The sequence below is a fragment of the Streptomyces virginiae genome, from assembly GCF_000720455.1.
GTDB classification, from domain to species: Bacteria; Actinomycetota; Actinomycetes; order Streptomycetales; family Streptomycetaceae; genus Streptomyces; species Streptomyces virginiae.
Genome location: NZ_JOAK01000013.1, coordinates 126,435 through 148,487 on the forward strand (window position 1 = coordinate 126,435; position 22,053 = coordinate 148,487).

Sequence of the window (22,053 nt, forward strand, 5' to 3'; positions counted from 1 at the left end):
AGCGCACAAGGGATTCAAGGGAAAAATCGGACGATGTACAAGCTGTTCTTCAACCTGGTCTTCAAGCGGATGGACCCCGAGCAGGCCCACTACACGGCCTTCCGCTGGATCCGCCTGGCAGCCCGCACCCCGGTGCTGCGCACCTTCGTCGCCGCCTACCTCGCCCCCCGCCACAAGGAGCTGCGCACCGAGGCCCTCGGCCTGCGCATGCACGGCCCCTTCGGCCTGGCCGCCGGCTTCGACAAGAACGCCGTCGCCATCGACGGCATGTCGATGCTCGGCTTCGACCACGTCGAAATCGGCACGGTCACCGCGCAGGCCCAGCCCGGCAACCCGAAGAAGCGGCTGTTCCGGCTCGTGCCGGACCGCGCGCTGATCAACCGCATGGGCTTCAACAACGAGGGCTCCGAGGCCGTCGCCGCCCGCCTGGCCGCCCGCAAGGCGGTCTTCAGGACCGTCGTCGGCGTGAACATCGGCAAGACGAAGGTCGTGCCGGAGGAGGAGGCCGTGGGAGACTACGTCGCCTCCACCGAGCGCCTCGCCCGCCACGCCGACTACCTCGTCGTCAACGTCTCCTCGCCCAACACCCCGGGCCTGCGCAACCTCCAGGCCACCGAGTCGCTGCGCCCCCTGCTGACCGCCGTGCGCGAGGCCGCGGACCGCACCGTGACCGACCGCCGGGTCCCGCTCCTCGTCAAGATCGCACCCGACCTCGCGGACGAGGACGTCGACGCCGTCGCCGACCTGGCCCTGGAGCTCGGCCTCGACGGCATCATCGCGACCAACACCACCATCGCCCGCGAGGGGCTGGGCCTGCGGTCCGACCCCGCCCTGGTCGCGGAGACCGGCGGACTCTCCGGCGCGCCCGTCAAGGCGCGCTCCCTGGAGGTCCTGCGCCGCCTGTACGCCCGCGTGGGCGACCGCCTGGTCCTGATCGGGGTCGGCGGCATCGAGAACGCCGAGGACGCCTGGCAGCGCATCCTGGCCGGCGCCACGCTGATCCAGGGCTACAGCGCCTTCATCTACGAGGGCCCGTGCTACGCCCGCGCCATCCACAAGGGCCTGGCCGCGCGCCTGGCCGCCAGCCCGTACGCGACGCTCGCCGACGCGGTGGGCGCCGAGACCCGAAAGGCCGCACAGTGACCCTGACCCCGTTCGGCACCCGCCTGCGCGCCGCGATGGACTCCCGCGGCCCGCTGTGCGTGGGCATCGACCCGCACGCCGCCCTGCTGGCGCAGTGGGGCCTCCAGGACGACATCGCGGGCCTGGAGCGCTTCTCGCGCACGGTCGTCGAGGCGCTCGCGGAGTCGGTGGCGGTCTTCAAGCCGCAGGCCGCCTTCTTCGAGCGGTTCGGCTCCAAGGGCGTCGCCGTCCTGGAGCGGACCGTCGCGGATGCCCGGGCGGCCGGGACCCTGGTCGTCATGGACGCCAAGCGCGGCGACATCGGCTCGACCATGGCCGCGTACGCCTCCGCCTTCCTGGACCCGGCCTCGCCGCTGTTCTCCGACGCCCTGACGGTGTCCCCGTACCTCGGCTACGGCTCGCTGGCGCCGGCGGTGGAGCTGGCGCGCGAGTCGGGCGCCGGCCTGTTCGTCCTGGCCCTGACGTCGAACCCGGAGGGCGCCGAGGTCCAGCGGGCCGTCCGCGAGGACGGCCGGACCATCGGAGCCACGATGCTGGCGCACCTGGCGGCGGAGAACGCCGGCGCCTCCCCGATGGGCTCCTTCGGCGCGGTGGTCGGCGCCACCCTGGGCGATCTGTCCTCCTTCGACCTGGACATCAACGGGCCGCTGCTGGCGCCCGGCATCGGTGCGCAGGGCGCGACCGCGGCGGACCTGCCGGCGGTCTTCGGCAAGGCCGTGCGCAACGTGGTCCCGAACGTCTCGCGCGGCGTCCTGAAGCACGGCCCCGACGTGAGCGCCCTGCGCGACTCGGCGCGGCGCTTCGCCGACGAGATCCGCGAGGCCGTTTCCGAGTAAGCGGCACCCGGCAGGACCTCCGCGAGACCCCGCTCCGCAGCCGCGCGGAGCGGGGTCTCGCACTTTCTGACGAAATTCGAACGCTCTTCACCGGACAAAACAGGGGTATTTTGTCCGTGATGTACGGTTCAGTGGAGGCTGACCAGGACTTTTCGTTCGTTCTCGCTGACTGGAGCGGTGTTCACCGCTAGTCTCCGAGCAGAGTGAACGCGCAGCGAACGAGTTCCATCGCTGTTCGGGAGCTCGCCTGGTGTGGTGCCCTTGGGTTCCCCACCGGTCCGTATCCGACAGTTCGACATCCGAGGTGACGTAGGCGTGGCTCTTCCGCCCCTTACCCCTGAACAGCGCGCAGCCGCGCTCGAAAAGGCCGCCGCGGCTCGCCGGGAGCGGGCCGAGGTGAAGAATCGACTCAAGCACTCCGGCGCCTCGCTCCAAGAGGTCATCAAGACGGGCCAGGAGAACGACGTCATCGGCAAGATGAAGGTCTCCGCCCTGCTGGAGTCCCTGCCTGGCGTGGGCAAGGTGCGCGCCAAGCAGATCATGGAGCGTCTCGGCATCTCCGAGTCCCGGCGTGTTCGAGGTCTCGGCTCCAACCAGATCGCCTCTCTGGAGCGCGAGTTCGGCAGCACCGGCGCCTGAGGCGTCGCCTGGCGTTCTCCCGGTGTTCTCAGGCAGTCCCGAGAACCTGGATAATCGCTCTATGGCAGCAGAGGTTCGTCCGCGGCTGACCGTGCTCTCCGGCCCCTCAGGGGTCGGCAAGAGCACGGTCGTCGCGCATATGCGCAAGGTTCACCCCGAGGTATGGCTCTCGGTGTCGGCCACCACCCGCAAGCCGCGGCCCGGTGAGCGACACGGAGTCCAGTACTTCTTCGTCAACGACGACGAGTTCGACAAGCTGATCGCCAACGGCGAGCTGCTGGAGTGGGCCGAGTTCGCGGGCAACCGCTACGGCACACCGCGCGGCGCGGTGCTGGAGCGCCTGGAAAACGGCGAGCCCGTACTGCTGGAGATCGACCTCCAGGGCGCACGACTCGTCCGCGAGTCGATGCCCGAGGCCCAGCTGGTCTTCCTGGCCCCGCCGAGCTGGGACGAGCTGGTCCGCCGGCTGACCGGCCGGGGCACCGAATCGGCCGAGGTGATCGAGCGCCGGCTCGCCGCTGCCAAGATCGAACTCGCTGCCGAGTCGGAGTTCGACGTCACCCTGGTCAACACCTCCGTCGAGGACGTAGCCCGTGAGCTGCTAGCCTTGATGGAAGTTGTCTGAATCGTCGATCGATCCTCACGGATTCGCCCGACCCAGACGGCCCAATCTTTCATCCATCTTCGGAAGGTAGAGCGTGTCCTCTTCCATCACTGCGCCCGAGGGCATCATCAACCCGCCGATCGACGAGCTGCTCGAGGCCACTGACTCGAAGTACAGCCTCGTGATCTACGCGGCCAAGCGCGCGCGTCAGATCAACGCGTACTACTCGCAGCTCGGTGAGGGCCTGCTGGAGTACGTCGGCCCGCTGGTGGACACCCACGTCCACGAGAAGCCGCTTTCGATCGCGCTGCGCGAGATCAACGCGGGTCTGCTGACCTCCGAGGCCATCGAGGCCCCGGCCCAGTAAGGCACGAGAAATTCCTTCACCACAGGCCCGGCAGAACATCTGCCGGGCCTGTGGTGTGTCATGGGTGGGTACGACGGTCAGAGCCGAACGCGTCGGACGAGTCGAGAGTGTCAAAAGGGGTGTGCTCGGATGGGTAAGCCGAAGGTCGTGCTGGGCGTCAGCGGCGGGATCGCCGCCTACAAGGCGTGCGAACTGCTCCGCCGGCTGACCGAGTCCGGACACGACGTGCGGGTTGTGCCCACGGCCGCCTCCCTGAACTTCGTCGGCGAGGCCACCTGGGCCGCCCTCTCCGGGAACCCCGCCTCCACCGAGGTGTGGGAGACCGTCCACGAGGTGCCCCACGTACGCATCGGCCAGGGCGCGGACCTCGTCGTCGTCGCCCCGGCCACCGCCGACATGCTGGCCAAGGCCGCCCACGGGCTCGCCGACGACCTGCTCACGAACACCCTGCTCACCGCCCGCTGTCCGGTGGTCTTCGCCCCCGCCATGCACACCGAGATGTGGGAGCACCCCGCCACCCAGGAGAACGTGGCCACGCTGCGCCGCCGCGGCGCCGTCGTCATCGAGCCCGCCGTCGGCCGGCTCACCGGCAAGGACACCGGCAAGGGGCGGCTGCCCGACCCCGAGGAGATCTTCGAGGTGTGCCGGCAGGTCCTGCGCCGCGGGGTGGCCGAGGCGGACCTCGCCGGCCGCCACGTCGTGATCAGCGCGGGCGGCACCCGCGAACCGCTGGACCCGGTGCGCTTCCTCGGCAACCGCTCCTCCGGCAAGCAGGGCTACGCGCTCGCCCGTACGGCCGTCGCCCGCGGGGCGCGGGTCACCCTGATCTCCGCCAACACCGCGCTGGCCGATCCCGCCGGGGTGGACGTCGTCCGCGTGGGGACGGCCGTACAGCTGCGCGAAGCGGTCCTCAAGGCGGCGTCGGACGCCGACGTCGTGGTCATGGCCGCGGCCGTGGCCGACTTCCGGCCGGCCGAGTACGCCGGTGGCAAGATCAAGAAGAAGGACGGGGAGGACCCCGCTCCGGTCGCGCTCGTGCGCAACCCCGACGTCCTCGCCGAGATCTCCGCCGACCGGGCCCGCGAGGGCCAGGTGATCGTGGGCTTCGCCGCGGAGACCGACCACGTCCTCGACAACGGCCGCGCCAAGCTCCGCCGCAAAGGATGTGATCTTCTCGTCGTGAATGAAGTCGGCGAGACCCGCACCTTTGGATCCGAGGAGAACGAGGCGATCATCCTGGCCTCCGACGGGTCGGAGATTCCAGTGCCCTACGGTCCGAAGGAAGCCCTCGCCGAGGCGATTTGGGATCAGGTTACGCAGCGGTATACGCCGCGACGCGCCTGAGCCGATTGCCCTTCACTCGATCACATCCGTACGTAAGAATGGGAGTGCCGCAGGTCACACGGCTCCCACAAGGCGAGACGGATGGTCCGGGCAACGGTGGCGACCGATAAACTGCACCTGGAACGTGATCGGGCGCAGCCCCCGATGTGGTTCCGCCAAATGATCAGCCAGCAGCCGCTGCAACCCCAGGGAGCGTTGTGTCCCGTCGTCTGTTCACCTCGGAGTCCGTCACCGAGGGCCACCCCGACAAGATCGCTGACCAGATCAGCGACACGATCCTCGATGCACTCCTCACCGAGGACCCGACCTCGCGCGTCGCCGTGGAGACCCTCATCACCACGGGTCTCGTGCACATCGCGGGTGAGGTGACGACGAAGGCCTACGCGCCGATCGCGCAGCTCGTCCGGGACAAGATCCTCGAGATCGGCTACGACTCCTCGAAGAAGGGCTTCGACGGCGCCTCCTGCGGCGTGTCGGTGTCCATCGGCGCCCAGTCCCCGGACATCGCGCAGGGCGTCGACACCGCCTACGAGAAGCGCGTCGAGGGCGACGAGGACGAGCTGGACAAGCAGGGCGCCGGCGACCAGGGCCTGATGTTCGGCTACGCCTGCGACGAGACCCCCGAGCTCATGCCGCTGCCGATCCACATCGCGCACCGGCTCTCGCGCCGCCTGTCCGAGGTCCGCAAGAACGGGACCATCCCGTACCTGCGCCCCGACGGCAAGACCCAGGTCACCATCGAGTACGACGGCGACAAGGCCGTCCGCCTCGACACCGTCGTGGTCTCCTCGCAGCACGCCTCCGACATCGACCTCGACTCGCTGCTCGCGCCCGACATCCGCGAGTTCGTCGTCGAGCACGTCCTGGCCCAGCTCGTCGAGGACGGCATCAAGCTCGACACCGAGGGCTACCGCCTCCTCGTGAACCCGACCGGCCGCTTCGAGATCGGCGGCCCCATGGGCGACGCCGGCCTGACCGGCCGCAAGATCATCATCGACACCTACGGCGGCATGGCCCGCCACGGTGGCGGCGCCTTCTCCGGCAAGGACCCGTCCAAGGTCGACCGCTCCGCCGCCTACGCCATGCGCTGGGTCGCCAAGAACGTGGTCGCCGCCGGCCTCGCCTCGCGCTGCGAGGTCCAGGTCGCGTACGCCATCGGCAAGGCCGAGCCCGTCGGCCTCTTCGTCGAGACCTTCGGCACCGCCAAGGTCGAGACGCAGAAGATCGAGGACGCGATCGGCGAGGTCTTCGACCTGCGCCCGGCCGCGATCATCCGTGACCTCGACCTGCTGCGCCCGATCTACGCCCAGACCGCCGCCTACGGCCACTTCGGCCGTGAGCTGCCGGACTTCACCTGGGAGCGCACCGACCGCGTGGACGCCCTGCGCGCCGCCGCCGGTCTGTAAGGACCACCCGCCGAAGGGCCCCGGACCGCACGGTCCGGGGCCCTTCGCGTACGCCCGCCTGTCAGAGCGGTTTGGTAAGAATGCTGATGTGAGCAGCGCGAATGATTCCCCGCCGGAGCAGCTCGCACTGATCCGGGAGATGGTCGCCGAGGCGAAGGCCAAGGCGCCCAAGGCGAAGCCGCGTACCTGGCGGGGGGCCGCCCTCGCCGCAGAGCTGCCCGTCGCCCGGGTCCTCGTGAACAAGGGCGTGCTCCACCTCGACCGGACCTTCGACTACGCCGTGCCCGCCGAGCTGTCCGACGCCGCCCAGCCCGGCGTCCGCGTCCGCGTCCGCTTCGGCGCAGGCTCCCACCAGGTGCACGGGGGCCGCCGGGAGGGCGGCGGCCTCATCGACGGCTTCATCGTGGAACGCCTCGCCGAGTCCGACTACAACGGAGCCCTCGCCGCCCTCGCCCAGGTCGTCTCGCCCGAGGTCGTGCTCGGCCCGCGCATGCTCGCGCTCGCCCGCGCCGTCGCCGACCGGTACGCCGGAAGCCTCGCCGACGTCCTCCAGCTCGCACTGCCGCCGCGCAACGCCCGCGCCGAGGCGAAGCCGTCCCCGGAGCCGCTGCCCCCGCCCCCCGCGCCCGAGCCCGCCGGCTGGGAGCGGTACGGCGCGGGCCCCGGCTTCCTGCGCGCCCTCGCCACCGGCGCCGCCCCGCGCGCGGTGTGGACCGCGCTGCCCGGCCCCGGCTGGGCCGACGAACTCGCCCGGGCCATGGCCGCCACCCTGGCCTCCGGCCGCGGCGCCCTCGCCGTACTCCCCGACGGCCGGACCGCCGCACGGGTGGACGCCGCCCTGACCGCCCTCCTCGGCGAAGGAAGGCACTCCCTGCTGACCGCCGAGTCCGGCCCCGAGAAGCGCTACCGCCAGTGGCTCGCCGTCCACCGCGGCTCCGTCCGCGCCGTCATCGGCACCCGGGCCGCGATGTTCGCCCCCGTACGCGACCTCGGCCTCGTCGCGATCTGGGACGACGGCGACTCCAGCCACAGCGAGGACCGCGCCCCCTTCCCGCACGTCCGCGAGGTGCTGGAACTGCGCGCCGTCAGCGACGGCTGCGGCTTCCTCGCCGGCAGCACCAGCTGCACCGTGGAGGCCGCCCAGCTCGTCGAGACCGGCTGGGCCCGCCCGCTGGTGGCGGCCCGCGAGACGGTACGGGCCCACGCGCCCCGGATCCGCACCGTCGGCGACGAACTCCTCGCCCGCGACGAGGCGGCCCGCGCCGCCCGACTGCCCAGCCTCGCGTGGGAGACCGTACGGGAGGGGCTCAAGACCGGCCCCGTCCTCGTACAGGTGCCCCGCCGGGGCTACGTACCCCGGCTGGCGTGCGAGCGCTGCCGGACGCCCGCCCGCTGCACCGCCTGCGCCGGACCCCTGGAGGCCCCCGACGAGCGGGACCTCACTTGCGGATGGTGCGGCCGCGACGAGCCGTCCTGGCACTGCGAGGAATGCGGGTCCTTCCGGCTGCGCGCCCAGGTCGTGGGCGCCCGGCGCACCGCCGAGGAACTCGGGCGGGCCTTCCCGGCCGTGCCCGTACGGACCTCCGGCCGCGACCACGTCCTGGACGAGGTCCCCGACCGGCCGGCGCTCGTCGTGAGCACCCCCGGCGCCGAACCGGTGGCGGCGGGCACCGGGTACGCCGCCGCGCTGCTCCTCGACGGCTGGGCCATGCTGACCCGCCCCGACCTGCGCGCCGGCGAGGACGCCCTGCGCCGCTGGATCGGCGCCGCCTCCCTCGTACGGGCCGACGGCCAGGTCGTGGTGGTCGCCGAGCCGACGCTGCGCCCCGTCCAGGCGCTCGTCCGCTGGGACCCGGTGGGCCACGCCGTACGGGAACTCGCGGAGCGGGCCCAGCTCGGCTTCCCGCCCGTCTCCCGGATGGCCGCGGTCGCCGGTCGGGGCGAAGCCGTGGAGGCCTTCCTGGCGGGGGCCGGGCTGCCGCCCGACGCCGAGATCCTCGGCCCGGTCCCGCTGCCCGGACGGCGCGGGGAGCCCTCCCCCGGGGAGCGGGCCCTGGTCCGGGTCCCGCCGGGCAGCGGAGCCGCCCTGGCGGCCGCGCTGAAGTCCGCCCAGGCGGCGCGCCTGGCCCGCGGTGTCCCGGCGGCGGAGGCGGTGCGGGTCCGGATCGACCCGTCGGACATCGGCTGACACCGCAGACGCGGAAGCCCCGGCGGGGAGGACCGTACGGTCCTCCCCGCCGGGGCGGTTTCCTGCGCGGCGGCCCCGGTCCGGCCGTCGGGGGTCGGCGTCCCGGCGGCAGGACGGGGTCAGCCGTTGCGCGGACCGGGGAAGGCGGGAGAGCGCGGAGCCTCCCCGAGGCTGCGCGCGGGGGCACCGCCGGCGGCGGCCTGGGCCTCCTCGCGCACCGGCTGCGGCGGCACCGAACGGGCGGCCGGGACGGTGGGCAGCGGCCCCATGGTCCGGGTGGTCGTCCCCTCGGCCAGCGGCTCCGCGGCCTCCGCGGACTGCGCCCGCCGGGCACCGTAACGGCGGTGCACCGCCTGCTTGGTGACACCGAGCGCCGAGCCGACCGCGTCCCACGAGAAGCCGAGCGAGCGGTCGAAGTCCACCGCGGCGGTGACCAGCGTCTCCACGCTGTCCCGCAGCTCCTGGGCGAGGCGGACGGTGGGCGCGGGCGCCCGGCCGTAGACGACGAAGCCAGTGGAGGGGCCCGAACGACGCGGGCGGTACACGTTGCCGAGCTGGGCGGTGAGCGTACGCAGGGCATCCACCTGCCGGCGAACCCGCTCGATGTCCCGTACCAGGAGGTGCAGGCTGGCCCGGGCTTGGGCGTCGTGGGTGGCGTGGTCGGCCATGAAGAAGCCTCTCGAACCGGTGCTGAAGGGCGGATCGGGCCGCAGACATCGTTCACACGCGGCCCGTTTCGGTCAATCTCTCTTGACCAACGCGCCACCCGTCGCCCAGGTCACGCTGTGGGGGCGTGTCGGCATATGCGAGTGGCGCGCGCGTGTACGCACGCCCCCTCACCACCCCGTGGCACCACGAGTGGGCCGCCCGGCGGACGCCCCATAGACTGGTGCGCTGCTGACAGCCGACATAGCGAGGTAGGACCCCCAGTGAAGCTCGTCTTCGCAGGCACCCCCGAGGTCGCCGTACCCGCCCTGGACGCCCTGATCGCCTCCGGGCGGCACGAGGTCGCGGCCGTCGTCACCCGGCCCGACGCCCCGGCCGGCCGCGGCCGGCGCCTCGTCGCCAGCCCGGTCGCCGAACGCGCCGAAGAGGCCGGCATCGAGGTCCTCAAGCCCACCCGGCCGCGCGACCCCGACTTCCAGGCCCGGCTGCGCGAGATCGACCCCGACTGCTGCCCGGTCGTCGCCTACGGGGCCATCCTCCCCAAGAGCGCCCTCGACATCCCCCGCCACGGCTGGGTCAACCTGCACTTCTCGCTCCTGCCCTCCTGGCGCGGAGCCGCTCCCGTCCAGCACTCGATCATGGCCGGGGACCAGCTCACCGGCGCCTCCACCTTCCAGATCGAGGAAGGCCTCGACTCGGGCCCGGTCTACGGCGTCCTCACCGAGGAGATCCGCCCGACCGACAACAGCGGCGACCTGCTCACGCGCCTCGCCTTCGCCGGCGCCGGCCTGCTCGCCGCCACCATGGACGGCATCGAGGACGGCACCCTGCGCGCCGTCGCCCAGCCCCTCGACGGGATCTCCCTCGCACCCAAGATCACCGTGGACGACGCCCGGATCGACTGGACGGCGCCCGCGATGCGCGCCGACCGCGTCGTGCGCGGCTGCACGCCGGCCCCGGGCGCCTGGACCGTCTTCCGGGGCGAACGCCTCAAGCTGATCTCGCTGGGCATGGTCGCCGACCGAACGGACCTGGCGCCCGGCGTGCTGTCCGCGGCCAAGAACAACGTCCACGTCGGCACCGGCTCGCACGCCGTCGAGCTGCTCTGGGTCCAGCCGCAGGGCAAGAAGCCGATGCGCGCAGCCGACTGGGCGCGCGGGGTACGGATCGCCCCCGGCGAGCGGCTCGGCGGAGCCGACGTAGGCTGATCAGTGCGGACTTCTCCGTAGTCCCGGCAGCACTCGGCGGATCGCGCCACCCGCAGGACCCGCAGGGCCCGCAGGCCCCGCACGACTCGTAGCACTCGTAGCACTCGTACATCCGGAGCACCTTTCACGTGAGCGAACAGCCCCGTCAGCCCCGACGCAAGCCTGCCCCCGCGGGAGCGGGCGGCAAGCAGGCCAAGCCGTACCGCCGGCCCCAGAAGGACCCCGTCCGGATGCTGGCCTTCGAGGTGCTGCGGGCGGTGGACGAACGCGACGCCTACGCCAACCTCGTCCTGCCGCCGCTGCTCAAGAAGGCCCGCCAGGACGAGAACTTCCAGGCGCGCGACGCGGCGCTGGCCACCGAACTGGTCTACGGAACGCTGCGCCGCCAGGGCACGTACGACGCGGTCATCAAGGCCTGCATCGACCGCCCGCTGCGCGAGGTCGACCCGCCCGTCCTGGACGTCCTCTCCCTCGGCGCGCACCAGCTGCTGGGCACCCGGATCCCCACCCACGCCGCCGTCTCGGCGAGCGTGGAACTGGCCCGGGTGGTGCTCGGCGACGGACGCGCCAAGTTCGTCAACGCCGTACTGCGCAAGATCGCAGCCCACGACCTGGACGGCTGGCTGGAGCGGGTCGCGCCGCCGTACGAGGAGGACGCCGAGGAGCACCTCGCCGTCTACCACTCGCACCCCAGGTGGGTCGTCAGCGCCCTGTGGGACGCGCTGGGCGGCGGGCGCGCCGGCATCGAGGACCTGCTGGAGGCCGACAACGAGCGGCCCGAGGTGACCCTGGTCGCACGGCCCGGCCGGTCCACGCCCCAGGAGCTGCTGGAGGCGGTCGGCGAGGAGTCGGCGCTCCCCGGGCGCTGGTCGCCGTACGCCGTCCGGATGGCCGAGGGCGGCGAGCCGGGCGCGCTGGAGGCGGTGCGCGAGGGCCGCGCCGGCGTGCAGGACGAGGGCAGCCAGCTGGTGGCGATGGCCCTGGCGGCCGTGCCGGTCGAGGGCCGTGACGAGCGCTGGCTCGACGGCTGCGCCGGCCCGGGCGGCAAGGCGGCGCTGCTCGCCGCGCTCGCGGCCGAGCGCGGGGCGTTCCTGCTGGCCTCGGAGAAGCAGCCGCACCGGGCGCGGCTCGTCGAGCGGGCCCTCGCGGGCAACCCGGGCCCGTACCAGGTCATCGCGGCGGACGGCACCCGCCCGGCGTGGCTGCCGGGATCCTTCGACCGCGTCCTGATGGACGTGCCGTGCTCCGGCCTGGGCGCCCTGCGCCGCCGCCCGGAGGCCCGCTGGCGCCGCCGTCCGGAGGACCTGGAGGGCTTCGCGCCGCTGCAGCGCGGGCTGCTGCGGCAGGCGCTGTCGGCGGTGCGGGTCGGCGGGATCGTCGGCTACGCGACGTGCTCACCGCACCTGGCGGAGACCCGGGTCGTGGTGGACGACGTCCTCAAGGGCCGCGGCACCGGCAACGCGCCGGTGTCCGCCGAACTCGTCGACGCCAGGCCCTTCATGGCGGGCGTCCCGGCGCTGGGCGACGGCCCGGACGTCCAGCTGTGGCCGCACCTGCACGGCACGGACGCGATGTACCTGGCCCTCCTGCGCCGCACGGCGTAGGGAGGCCCCGCGGCACCGGCTGCCGCGAGCTGATCCCCCCTCGAACGACTGCGGGCACGGAGCCTTCCGTGCCCGCAGTCGTTTCATCTGCACTTTCGGGCCGGGGCAGATGCTCACTCGCGTAGGTACGCGTACTCATGAGCCGCGCTGCAGAACGACGTAGCGTTCCTGCCTGGTGTGATCGACAGGAACGTTCGGGGGCTGCTCGCATGGCGTGGGACGAATGGGAACAGATCAAGGCCGGTGCGGGCGACGGCCAGCACGTTGCCATGAGGCTCAATCAGGTGCCCGCCGATCCCGGCACCGGCGCTCCGAGCGCCGTGACGGGCGGACTTCAGTCCAGCAAGAAGGCATGGACCACGGCCGGTGAGGGCGTGGGCTCCCTCCGCCAGACCATCGGCACCGCGCTCACGAAGCTCGAGGACGGGCAGACCGGAACAGGCCCGACCACCGGGTGCCTGAGCGCGGCAGCGCAGAAGGACGTGTACGACTCCTGGAAGAAGTACGCCGAGAGCGTCAGCGAGCGGTGCGGTGCGCTCCAGGGAATCCTGAACCAGGTGGGCCGTGACCTGTTGACGACCGACGAGGGCGTCCAGGCGGAGATGAACAGGCTGGCCGCCACGTACGCGGACACGGACGCCGTCGGCGGCCGGGCCGGGGGACGGTGACGCGCGATGGACTACGCCACCCTCAAGGCCTTCAAGCCGTCCGAGTTCGAGGACGCGGCCGACGGCTACCGCACCATGGGCACCTCCGCCCAGGCGGCCCGTGAGCACATCGAGAACACGGTCGCCACGGGCATGCGCAAGTCGCTGAAGGGAGAAGCGGCGGACGCCGCGCACAAGCAGCTGCAGGCCCTGGCGAAGAACTTCCACTACACGCAGACCGAATGCGGTGTGATCAGCACCGCGCTCAACGGGTTCGCGTACGACATGGCCGCCGCCAAGCGGAAGCTGGAGGCCGCGATCGCCGACGCGCAGGCGGACGGCTGCAGGGTGAACGACGACGGGTCGGTCGCGTTTCCCGCCGGACAGAAGCCGGGTGCCGAGAAGCCCTCGGAAGGCGGCACGGTGACCGGTGGCGCGGGAGGGACCGAGACCTCCGACGCCCTGGAACGCCAGGCGGCGAACATCCACCCGAACCCGCACTACGGCAAGGCGATGGGGTACGCGAACCGCGTCGCCGACGCGCTCAAGGAGGCCACGGACGCGGACGCCAAGTGGGAGCCGAAGATACGGGCCCTCAAGGCCGACGACGACCTGACCGTGTCCGCCGGCGACTGGACCGACGCCACCTCCGACGCGGGAGGCGTGCGCGGGGCCGCCGACGCGTACCTCGGCACGATCAAGCCGCCGCCGGCCAACGACTGGCCGCAGGACAACGCCAATTGGTGGAACGGCCTCACCGAGGAACAGCGCGAGGCCTATGTCTCCATGCACCCCGCGAGCATCGGGGGCCTCGACGGCCTCCCCTCCGCCGTACGCGACGACGCGAACCGCCTCGTCCTCGCGGAACAGCGCGCCGCCAAGCAGGTGGAGTACGACGGCTGGCTCAAGAAGGAGCCGGAGCACTACAGGCCCTACATCAGCCCCATCACGGGCCGCGAGGTGAAGGGCGCGATGGTCCCGACGGAAGAGTGGAGGAAGTGGGACGAGAAGCGGAAGGAGATCGAGGGCGGCTACCAGGGCATGGACGCCATACAGAAACGATTCGACACCTACACGAGTGAGAGCAGCCGCCCCTATCTCCTCGGCTTCGACGGCAAGGACATGGGCCGCGCCATCGTCGCGATCGGCAACCCGGACACCGCCGACAACGTGGTGACGTACGTGCCCGGGACGTTCGCCGAGCTGAAGTCCATCGACGGGGACATCGGCAGGGCCGAGCGCCTCCAGGCACAGGCGGAAGCCACTGACCCCACGAAGTCGACGGCGTCGATCGTGTGGCTCGGTTACGACGCCCCGCAGGGCATCGCGACCGACGCGACGGAGACCAAGTGGGCGGACAACGCCAGGGAGCCGCTCGGCAACTTCATCCAGGGGATCGAGGAAGTCAACCACCGCGAAGGCGGCGTGAACCAGACACTCCTCGGACACAGCTACGGGTCCCTGGTGGTGGGAGAAACGATGAGCATGCACGTGGACCTGCCGGTCGACAGCGCGATCATGGTGGGCAGTCCGGGCGTGGGAGTGGACCACGCGAAGGACCTGAACATCGCACCGGACCGGGTCTTCGCGGCCACGGCGTTCTGGGACGAAATCAACATCGCCCCGCCGCCGGCCCGGGACCCCCTCAGTCCGCAGGCGTACCTGGACCTCTTCGACGATCACACGATCGTCCACGGAACCGACCCGACCTCCGACGACTTCGGGGGCCAGGTCTTCGAGGTCCCCGACGGGGAGATGCCGGGCTCGGACTGGGAACTGATGCCCGCGCACTCCCAGTACTGGGACGACAAGCCGCTCAGGAGCCTGGCAGGGATCGTCACCGGAGGAAAGCCGTGAAACGACGGAAGGCATTCTCGGTCGCCGCACTGCTCGCGCTGACGGTCACGGTGACCGCGTGCGGGGGCGGATCGGCCGACGGAGAGAAGGCGAAGCAGGTCACCATGAACGAGCAGCAGGCCGTCGACCGGGCGGAAGAGATCATCCGGCAGGCGGTGGACACCATGTCGCCCCAGCCGACGCTGGAGCGATTCGGCCCCGCGACCATCGGCCCCTGCATAGCCAGGGACGACAGCCGCAGTGACGACCGGCTGCAGGCGACCCTCTTCTACAAGCTCACCGGGGTTCCCGGGACCGAGGCCAAGAATCTCGTGCTGCAGGCGCGGGACGCCTGGCTGAAGCAGGGCTACAAGTACAACTCGTCGAATGAGGAGGACATGTCCGGGCCCTTCCCCTGGGTCAGCATGCGTACGGAGCCGGACGACTTCTGGATGGAAGCCATCACCGGGGTCCTGGACCGCGCCAAGGGCGAGGGCCTCGCCACCCTCAAGGTGGTGTCGCCGTGCTTCCTCCCGCCGGGCAAGAGCAAGGCCTCGGGGGCCGCCCCGGCCAGTCCCGCCGCGTTCGAGACCCCGTCGGCAGGTGACCCCGCCACCCGCCGCGCCCTGGGCCACTCCAGCCGGATCTACGACGCGTTGCAGGTCGGATCGGCGCCCGCGCAGCCCGGAGAAGGCCTCAGCACGGTCCGGGACGAGTCGGGCGCCTCGGTCCACCACGCCTGGTCCACCGTCCCGCTGCCGGAGGACGAGAGGGCCGCCGCCGTGGGGCGCGCGCAGGGGTACTTCCGGAGCGCGGGATGGCACGTACGACCCATGCCGACGCCTGCGGGCGCCCCGGCCTTCGTCGCGGGCCACCCCGAAGAGCGCACGGTCGCGCAGGTCGCGGCCTCGGCCACCGGGGCGGTGCGCGTCGCGGTGACGACGCCCGCCGGCGGTCCGGCGCCCGCGGAGGCGGAGGCATGACGGCCGGCCCCCCGTGCAGCGGCGGCCGACCACGAGCGAGTCTGCCCGTCCCTGTCACAACTCTGTGACAGGCACGGTCGGCAGGCCGGAATGACTGCCATTCACTTTGCACCCGGCAACGCCAGGTTGATAGAAATGGATCACCAGTGCGGAGGGGTGGCGGTGCCGTCGCCCGCGTCGGGGCACTGGAGGGAAACGTTGTGAGGAACGGGGGGCAACGTGTCTACGTGGGACATCAAGCCGGCCGGCGTCCAAGGCGTCTTGAACAAGACCGCTGAAGCAGGCAGCAAGTTCGAGGAAGAGTTCACGTCGTACAGCGACGGCGTGGTCGGCGCGGCGACGTGGGCGGGCACGATGGTGCTGGGCGGCACCGAACTTCCCAAGGAAGGTGCCTTCGGCCCTGTGGCCCAGGCATTGCTGGAGTTTCAGCAGCGAACGGAAAACGACCTGAAGTTCCTTCCCGTCCGGACGGGAAAGTCCATCACCGGTGCACGCCTTGCCACTGAGGAGTACGTCAAGGGCGACCTGCAGATGGCGAAGAACAAGCAGGAGGAGTACTCCAAGGCTCCGACCGCGGAAGAGCTGAAGGGTCCCAAGAAGTGATCGACGTCGGGAAGATACCGACCTTCACCGGCAACCTGGAGACCCTGGAGACGCACGCGGCCGCGCTGAAGACGACCGCCTCCAGCATCCGCGGTACGGGCAGGGACGTGCACAACGCGTTCCAGGCGTTGGATCCGGTCTATGACGCCCCCGAACAGGAGGAGTTGCTCAACTCGACGATTCCCGTGCGGGACAACGCGGACGCGTTCGCGACGAAGCTGGAGTCCGTCAGCGGCGCGCTGACGAACTTCGCGACGACCGCCCGCCCGCTGGTGGACAGGATGAAACAACTCCGCATCGACGCGGAGAAGTTCGTCGCGGACAACAAGGACGACGAGGACTGGCAGCAGGACCAGGGCAAGATCGACGAGAACGCCCGTCTCGTCCGTGAGGTCGGCGTGACCTGGGTGGCGTTCCAGGGCGTCGAGCGCGACGCGGCGAACAAGATCACCACGCTGGTGGGCGGCACGCACTTCGTCGTCGACGACGGCTCCCACAAGGTCGGCATGTACGGCTTCAGGGAGAGCGACGTCAAGGACGCCAGGGAAACGCCGTGGGGGACGGCCGACGAGCGCGAGTACACGGGCCTGCGAGCCGCGTGGGAGTGGACGAAGGACAAGGTCGGCAGTGGCCTGAAGGGCTTCTTCGTCGACGGCGTCTGGGGCACCCTCAAGGGCCTGGGCAACATGGTCAACGTGTTCGACCTGGACACCCTCAAGAAGACCTGGTCGGGCATCGGCGATGTCTTCGAGGGTGTCAGCGGCTACCTCCTCACGCCGTGGGACTGGGCGATGGACAAGATGCTCGGCCCGGCCGACCACACCGACCGCGAGAAGAACAAGGCGGCCCTGCGCAACTTCGGCAAGTCGCTGGTCGCGTGGGACGAGTGGGGCAAGGATCCGGCGCGGGCCGGCGGGACGGTGGTGTTCAACGTCCTGACCATCGGCGCGGGTTCGTTCCTCAAGCTCGGCAGGGCCGGAAAGCTGGGCGTGGGCTCGGAGATCGCGACCGTGGTCGGCAAGGCGGGCGTGCTCGTCGACCCGATGAGCTACCTCGGGAAGGCCGCGAACGTCACCAAGATCAAGGTCGGCGACTTCATGGAGGGCCTGAAGGCCAGCCGTGCGGGCGTCGACGACATGGCCCGCAACATGCCCGGCGGGACCTCGCCCCACCCGGCGGAGGCGACCGCGCCGCCCCCCGGCCACGAGTACGTCGACCCGAACGGCAACAAGCGCGTCATCGGCCACGACGGCGCCATCCGAGACGAGCACGGCAACGTCGTCCCCGACACCGAGCCCGTCAGGGAGCCGCACAAGGACGACCTGCCCAACACCCACGAGCCGGCACCGGCCAAGGAACGCGTCCTCGAAGGCGCGGGCGGCCCCAGCCACGCGGAGAACTCCACGGGCCACCCGACGGGCCCGGCGCACCCCGCGGGTGGGGGCGGCGCGCACGACACGCCGTCCCCGGCCGGCCACGCCGCAGACCGTCCGAGCGGTAACGGCAACGGCGGGGGCGCGGGCCCGCACCCTTCGCCGGGAGGCGGATCCGGTACGCACACGCCGTCCGGTGATGGCGGCTTCGGCGACACCCCGGGTGCAGGTACCGGCGGCCACTCGGACGGCGTGCACGCGGGCGACGGGAGTCACGGCGATGGCCCGGACGCTCCGAGCGAGCCGGGGGCGACGCCGAGCGATCGTGTGAACGAGCCGATTCCGGAGTTGACGGCTGAAGAGCGCGCCGGGCACTGGGGACACCTGGAGGACGTGGAGAAGCGGGCTCCGGAGGAATTCGACCACCTACAGCACGACCCCGACCATAGGGGTAAGGTCGACGTCAAGTCGATGGACGAAGCCCGGGTCGGCCTCGACCTGCGGGAACAGGGACGCCTCCCCGCGGATATTCGCCGTCCAACCGTGCAGGACATGGGCGAGTTCTACTCGGAAACCACGGGCAAGTACTACGACATCAAGGGTGTACATTCCTTCTGGCCCCCGTTCAACAACGTGAAGAACCCCGCTCTGCTTGCCCGGCCCTTCCCGGGTGCGTACAACCCGGCAAGGGATGTCGGTACCTGGGTGCATACCTTCACGGAGCAGATCGTTGAAAAGCACCGGGTAGTCGTTGTCGACGTCCGCAATGCGAATCAAGCGGCCATCGACAGCATCAGGGAAATCGTTGAAACGCATGGTTGGGGAGATCATGTCATCTGGTACCCGTGAGAACTGGGAGCCCAAGACGCTTCCGGTGGATCCCGAGGCAACGGGCCGGCTGCAGGAATGGCTCACCGAAGAGGGCTTCAGCCTCTTCGGTGTCGAGCTCGACTTCCGCGGTGCGGACCTGTCGGGCGGAGACTTTTCCAGCTCGTGGTTCACGGACTCCGTCCTGGCGGGCGTGCGGCTTGCGGGAGCGGTCCTCTACCGCGCCGACCTTCAGTCGGCGGATCTCACCGGCGCGGATCTGACCGGCGCAGACCTGGTCAGGGCGAACCTCGACAGGGCGGTGCTCAGGTCGGCGCGGCTCGACGGCGCCGACATGGTCAAAGCCTCGTTGCATGGGGTCGACGCGTCACGAGCGAGCTTCAGGGGGACGCGCATCATGGGCGCGTCCCTCCACGGAGTGGACCTGAGGGGCGCGGACCTGACCGACGCAGTCCTGTTCCAGAACACCTTCAAGGTCTCAGTCGACGACTCCACGACGGTGAGCGGCCTGACGGGCACTGTCTTCGGGCCGATCTCCGTCTTCAGTGGCGAATCGTCCCGGGAAGTGGGCGGCGCGGAGCTTGAGGCGTGGATCTCCGAGCGCGGTGGCAAGGTCGAAGTGATCGCCCCGGGGTCCCCGCAATAGGCCGGAGCGCGCCATCCTTTGGAACCGCAATTCAGGAGGCCGGAGCAGCCGATACCGCCGCGGTGACCGCTGTGCGGTGGTGACCCGGTGAGCTTTTCGATCCAGGTGGGTTGCCCGGCCGTCCGGAGGTGCGGATCGGCCACCGACATGGCTGACGCGGTCGGCGAGATGTACCCCACCGAGGGCGAGGACGCCATTCTCGTCTGGAATCTCGTACCGGTCCGGCTGTCCTACGGCCATGACCTGGCGGCCCTTCTCGACGACCTGGTGCCCCTTCTCGAGGCGATCCGACGGCCGGGATTCTCGGAAACCGAGGTCTTCTGGGGGCGGACACGTTCGCGGCCGAGTGGAGAATCGTCCACCAGGCCGATCTCCTCAGGATCCACGCACGCTGGCACAGCACACTCGGCAACTACGAGGCGCTGCTGGCCGAACGGGGCGATGTCGTTGTTCCCGCAGCGGATTTCATCGGTGAGTGGGTGAAGGTTCTGCGGCGGATCGTCACCGATATCGAGGCGGAGCGTGTGGAGTTCGAGGACGTAGACCTCTTCCTCCGTACCACGGCCCTGCTCGCGGCCTGAGCGGACCCGGCATGTATTGCGCCCGGCAGGGTCGAGGTGATTGAGGCGAGGGGGGTGAATGGACGAGAGATTCAGGCGTTTCGTGAAGGGATATCTCAACTCCACGGAGGGATATGACACGAGCGGCTACCTCAGGCCTACGCTGCTGGGGTTCCGTGAACCGTTCGTCGAAGCGGTTCGTTCGGGTTTCATCCAGGCCTTGGCGGACGAATCCTTCGGGCCGGCCGAGTACGAGCGGCTGACCGATATCGAATTCTCCGACAGGAAGATCCTCCACGCCTACCTCAAGGACGTGTACGACTACCTGTTCGGTGATGCGCCCGAGCAGCCGATGCCGCCAGGGTGACTGCGCCCTGCGGGAGATCGAGCAGGTACTCGGCGTCGCGGCGGAGCCTGGCGAGCCGGCGTACTAGGGATGCGCCGAGCGGTACGGCCTGAAGGCTCCCGACATCATCGACGGGCTGGGCCCGGACGTCAGCGCGGGGCTCGGCTGGGGGGCGACGGCTGCAGCGGGACCAGGTGCCCGCTCCTGCAGGGCTGTGGTCCACCGGGTCCACCACTGCTCGGTACGCCCTGAACCGCATACCGGGCCACGCCGCGTTGATGAACGGTTCCGGCCCGCCGGTGGGCGAATTGTTCGACAGGAGGACCTGCTGACTTCCGGAAACGAACGAGTGCGCGCGGAGGTCCGCGAGGCACTGAGAGACATGACGACAAGGAACACGGCATGACCAAGGACGTGATCGCGCTCACCGAGCGCATGCCGGACGCGCTCAGCGTCCTGGCGGGCCTGCTCGCGGGCGGCCCGGACCTGTTGGTCGAGACCGCCGGCGAGGGGGCCGTCGTCCAGCTGTGCGACGCCGACGGCCGGCCGCTCGTCTCGATCGAGGTCCCGCTCATGCTTCAGGTGCCGGGCGAGGCGGCCCGGCTGCTGGGGCCGGGCGCCGAGCTGTCCGGCGACGGCCCGGCGTGGTGGGTCGAGGCCCGCGCCGCCGCGGGTGTACCGCAGGCCGAGCAGCTCGCCGGAGCCTTCGCGGCCCGCCTGACCATGCTGCTGGGCGGCAAGGTCTGGCCGCCGGACGCACCGGGCACCGTCGGCGCGGCCCGTCCGGTCGACGTCTCGGGCCTCACCGCCGTACCGGCGCCAGCCGCTGCCCAGCCGGCCGTGGACATGCTCACCGACAAGGCCGCCGTCGTCCTCCAGGACCGCCCCGTCGTCCCCATGACGAGCTGGCTCTCCGAGGTGCTGCGGGCCACCGTGGAGAGCGAGCGGTCCCTGCAGATCGTCACCCCGCCGCACTGCCGCCTCTCCACGCCCACCCGCCTGCTGCTGCAGTCCATGCCCTCCCGGTGGGTGGTGCAGGACGAGCGCTGCGGCTACTACGACGGTCTCACGGGCGCCGTGCTCACCTGGCAGGACGACGCCTTCTCCCCGGCCCGGGACGAGAACGGCGAGACCCCGGTGGCGGACGCCTTCACGGAGGAGGCCGGGCAGACCGATGAGCGTCAGCTCATCGTCTCCTTCCGTACCCTGCACCGCCCCACGGCGGACCTGGTCCTGGGCGGAGCGCTGGAAGCCGCCTGGCGTGCGCTGACGGGCGCCCTGCCGGCCGGCTGGGGGACCTCGGAGCCCGCCGGTCTGACGTGGTCGCGGCGCCAGCTGACGGAGCTGGCGTACGAACGCGCCCCGCGCTCCACCTGGACCGTCGTCGTCGGCACCCCGGACCGGCCCGCGGTCGCCACCCTGCGCGTGATCCGCACCCCGGAGGGGGTGGAGGAGGACGTCACCCTCACCGTGGGCTACGGCCCGGGCGAGGAGATACCGTTCGAGGCCCTTCCGGGGCTGGCAGAGGAGCTGGTGACCCGGTACGGGCTCACGACCATGCTGTGCCAGCTGCGCGAAGCCCGCCGGGACCTGAGCGCCCCGCCCCACTACGAGCACCCGCCGATGCCGTACGCCTTCGTACTCGGCCCCGCGGAGGTCCAGGAGGCCGGGCGGGACACCGCGAGCAGGACACCGCTCGAGGAACGCCCGGTGCAACTGGGCCCGAGCGCCCGGCCGGGCTTCTACTACGCACTTGGAGACGCCGAGACCGCCGAGAGCTGGGCCGCCATGGAACGGCTGCTGCGGCACCTCCGCGGCGCGCCGCCCGCCTGACCGAGGGCAGTGGCCGGTCGTAGGCACACCTCAGCCGCCATTGCGGGGGAAGGACTGCAGTGGACCCCCTTTTCAGGAACTTCTTCAGAGCCCAGCTGAGCATTGAGCAGGGCTACTTCGTGGATGGCCGCCTGAGGCCCACCCTGCTGAGCTTCAGCGACTCCTATGTGGAGTTGATCCGGGCGGGGTTCGAGCAGATCGTCGCCGACGATTCCTTCGGGCCGGCCGAATACGAGCGACTGACCGATATCGAATTCCCTGACAGTGAAAGCCTGAAGTCCTACCTGCGGGCCATGTACGCCTACCTGTTCGAGGGAGCTCCGCAGCAGCCGATGCCGCCGGGGTGAGCGGGGGTGTGGTTGGGGCGGGGGCGGGGGCGGGGGCGGGGGCTTC

Annotated in this window: 20 protein-coding genes; 19 read left to right on the forward strand and 1 reads right to left on the reverse strand. The window is 71.0% G+C overall.

What is annotated here, in order from left to right:
- Positions 1-33 precede the first annotated feature (33 nt).
- The 8 genes from IG86_RS0121075 to IG86_RS0121110 all read left to right on the forward strand — a co-directional run bounded on the left by IG86_RS0121075 (position 34) and on the right by IG86_RS0121110 (position 8,527).
- On the forward strand, positions 34-1,143 hold the full coding sequence (locus tag IG86_RS0121075; protein WP_030830226.1) for a quinone-dependent dihydroorotate dehydrogenase: 1,110 nt from the start codon (positions 34-36) through the stop codon (positions 1,141-1,143).
- Positions 1,140-1,979 (forward strand): orotidine-5'-phosphate decarboxylase, encoded by an 840-nt coding sequence (gene pyrF, locus IG86_RS0121080; RefSeq protein WP_030898676.1) that lies wholly within the window; start codon positions 1,140-1,142, stop codon positions 1,977-1,979. The genes IG86_RS0121075 and pyrF overlap by 4 nt, the downstream gene beginning before the upstream one ends.
- Before the next feature lie 315 nt (positions 1,980-2,294).
- Entirely contained in the window at positions 2,295-2,618 is a 324-nt protein-coding gene (locus IG86_RS0121085; protein WP_030008746.1) for an integration host factor, read from the forward strand.
- Positions 2,619-2,679: 61 nt separating this feature from the next.
- Positions 2,680-3,243 (forward strand): guanylate kinase, encoded by a 564-nt coding sequence (gene gmk, locus IG86_RS0121090; protein WP_030656243.1) that lies wholly within the window; start codon positions 2,680-2,682, stop codon positions 3,241-3,243.
- 73 nt (positions 3,244-3,316) lie between these two features.
- Entirely contained in the window at positions 3,317-3,589 is a 273-nt protein-coding gene (rpoZ, locus tag IG86_RS0121095; protein ID WP_004948662.1) for a DNA-directed RNA polymerase subunit omega, read from the forward strand.
- 129 nt (positions 3,590-3,718) lie between these two features.
- Complete coding sequence (gene coaBC / locus IG86_RS0121100; protein ID WP_030830239.1) at positions 3,719-4,933, forward strand: bifunctional phosphopantothenoylcysteine decarboxylase/phosphopantothenate--cysteine ligase CoaBC; 1,215 nt, start codon at positions 3,719-3,721, stop codon at positions 4,931-4,933.
- A gap of 197 nt (positions 4,934-5,130) precedes the next feature.
- Positions 5,131-6,339, forward strand: coding sequence for a methionine adenosyltransferase (metK, locus tag IG86_RS0121105; protein ID WP_030656249.1), 1,209 nt, complete (start codon positions 5,131-5,133; stop codon positions 6,337-6,339).
- A gap of 88 nt (positions 6,340-6,427) precedes the next feature.
- Complete coding sequence (locus IG86_RS0121110) at positions 6,428-8,527, forward strand: primosomal protein N' (RefSeq protein ID WP_030830242.1); 2,100 nt, start codon at positions 6,428-6,430, stop codon at positions 8,525-8,527.
- 119 nt (positions 8,528-8,646) lie between these two features.
- On the opposite strand, the gene IG86_RS0121115 is transcribed toward IG86_RS0121110, so the two are convergent.
- Positions 8,647-9,195 carry a hypothetical protein gene (locus IG86_RS0121115; protein WP_030830245.1) on the reverse strand — a complete coding sequence of 183 codons (549 nt, stop codon included), beginning with the start codon at positions 9,193-9,195 and terminating at the stop codon, positions 8,647-8,649.
- A gap of 261 nt (positions 9,196-9,456) precedes the next feature.
- On the opposite strand from IG86_RS0121115, the gene fmt reads away from it, so the two are divergent.
- From fmt to IG86_RS0121175, 11 genes are all read left to right on the forward strand, one after another.
- Entirely contained in the window at positions 9,457-10,401 is a 945-nt protein-coding gene (gene fmt / locus IG86_RS0121120) for a methionyl-tRNA formyltransferase (protein ID WP_030830248.1), read from the forward strand.
- A 128-nt stretch (positions 10,402-10,529) separates the two neighbouring features.
- A complete protein-coding gene (locus tag IG86_RS0121125; protein ID WP_030830252.1) occupies positions 10,530-12,005 on the forward strand; it encodes an RsmB/NOP family class I SAM-dependent RNA methyltransferase in 1,476 nt (491 codons plus the stop codon).
- Positions 12,006-12,214: 209 nt separating this feature from the next.
- Complete coding sequence (locus tag IG86_RS0121130) at positions 12,215-12,673, forward strand: hypothetical protein (RefSeq protein ID WP_030898682.1); 459 nt, start codon at positions 12,215-12,217, stop codon at positions 12,671-12,673.
- A 6-nt stretch (positions 12,674-12,679) separates the two neighbouring features.
- Positions 12,680-14,509 carry an alpha/beta hydrolase gene (locus IG86_RS0121135; protein WP_037849361.1) on the forward strand — a complete coding sequence of 610 codons (1,830 nt, stop codon included), beginning with the start codon at positions 12,680-12,682 and terminating at the stop codon, positions 14,507-14,509.
- On the forward strand, positions 14,506-15,471 hold the full coding sequence (locus IG86_RS0121140; protein WP_051785306.1) for a hypothetical protein: 966 nt from the start codon (positions 14,506-14,508) through the stop codon (positions 15,469-15,471). The genes IG86_RS0121135 and IG86_RS0121140 overlap by 4 nt, the downstream gene beginning before the upstream one ends.
- A gap of 219 nt (positions 15,472-15,690) precedes the next feature.
- Entirely contained in the window at positions 15,691-16,074 is a 384-nt protein-coding gene (locus IG86_RS0121145; protein WP_030830264.1) for a DUF6507 family protein, read from the forward strand.
- Positions 16,071-18,296, forward strand: a complete 2,226-nt coding sequence (locus IG86_RS0121150) for a hypothetical protein (RefSeq protein ID WP_244305973.1) — start codon at positions 16,071-16,073, stop codon at positions 18,294-18,296. Before IG86_RS0121145 ends, IG86_RS0121150 begins: the two co-directional genes overlap by 4 nt.
- A 25-nt stretch (positions 18,297-18,321) precedes the next feature.
- The gene (locus IG86_RS0121155) at positions 18,322-18,921 is read left to right on the forward strand and encodes a pentapeptide repeat-containing protein (RefSeq protein ID WP_244305975.1); all 600 of its coding nucleotides are present in this window, start codon (positions 18,322-18,324) and stop codon (positions 18,919-18,921) included.
- A gap of 639 nt (positions 18,922-19,560) precedes the next feature.
- Positions 19,561-19,848, forward strand: a complete 288-nt coding sequence (locus IG86_RS0121165) for a hypothetical protein (protein ID WP_030898693.1) — start codon at positions 19,561-19,563, stop codon at positions 19,846-19,848.
- 381 nt (positions 19,849-20,229) lie between these two features.
- Complete coding sequence (locus tag IG86_RS0121170) at positions 20,230-21,660, forward strand: DUF6177 family protein (protein ID WP_030898697.1); 1,431 nt, start codon at positions 20,230-20,232, stop codon at positions 21,658-21,660.
- Positions 21,661-21,719: 59 nt separating this feature from the next.
- Entirely contained in the window at positions 21,720-22,007 is a 288-nt protein-coding gene (locus IG86_RS0121175; protein ID WP_030898700.1) for a hypothetical protein, read from the forward strand.
- The last annotated feature ends 46 nt before the right edge of the window (positions 22,008-22,053 follow it).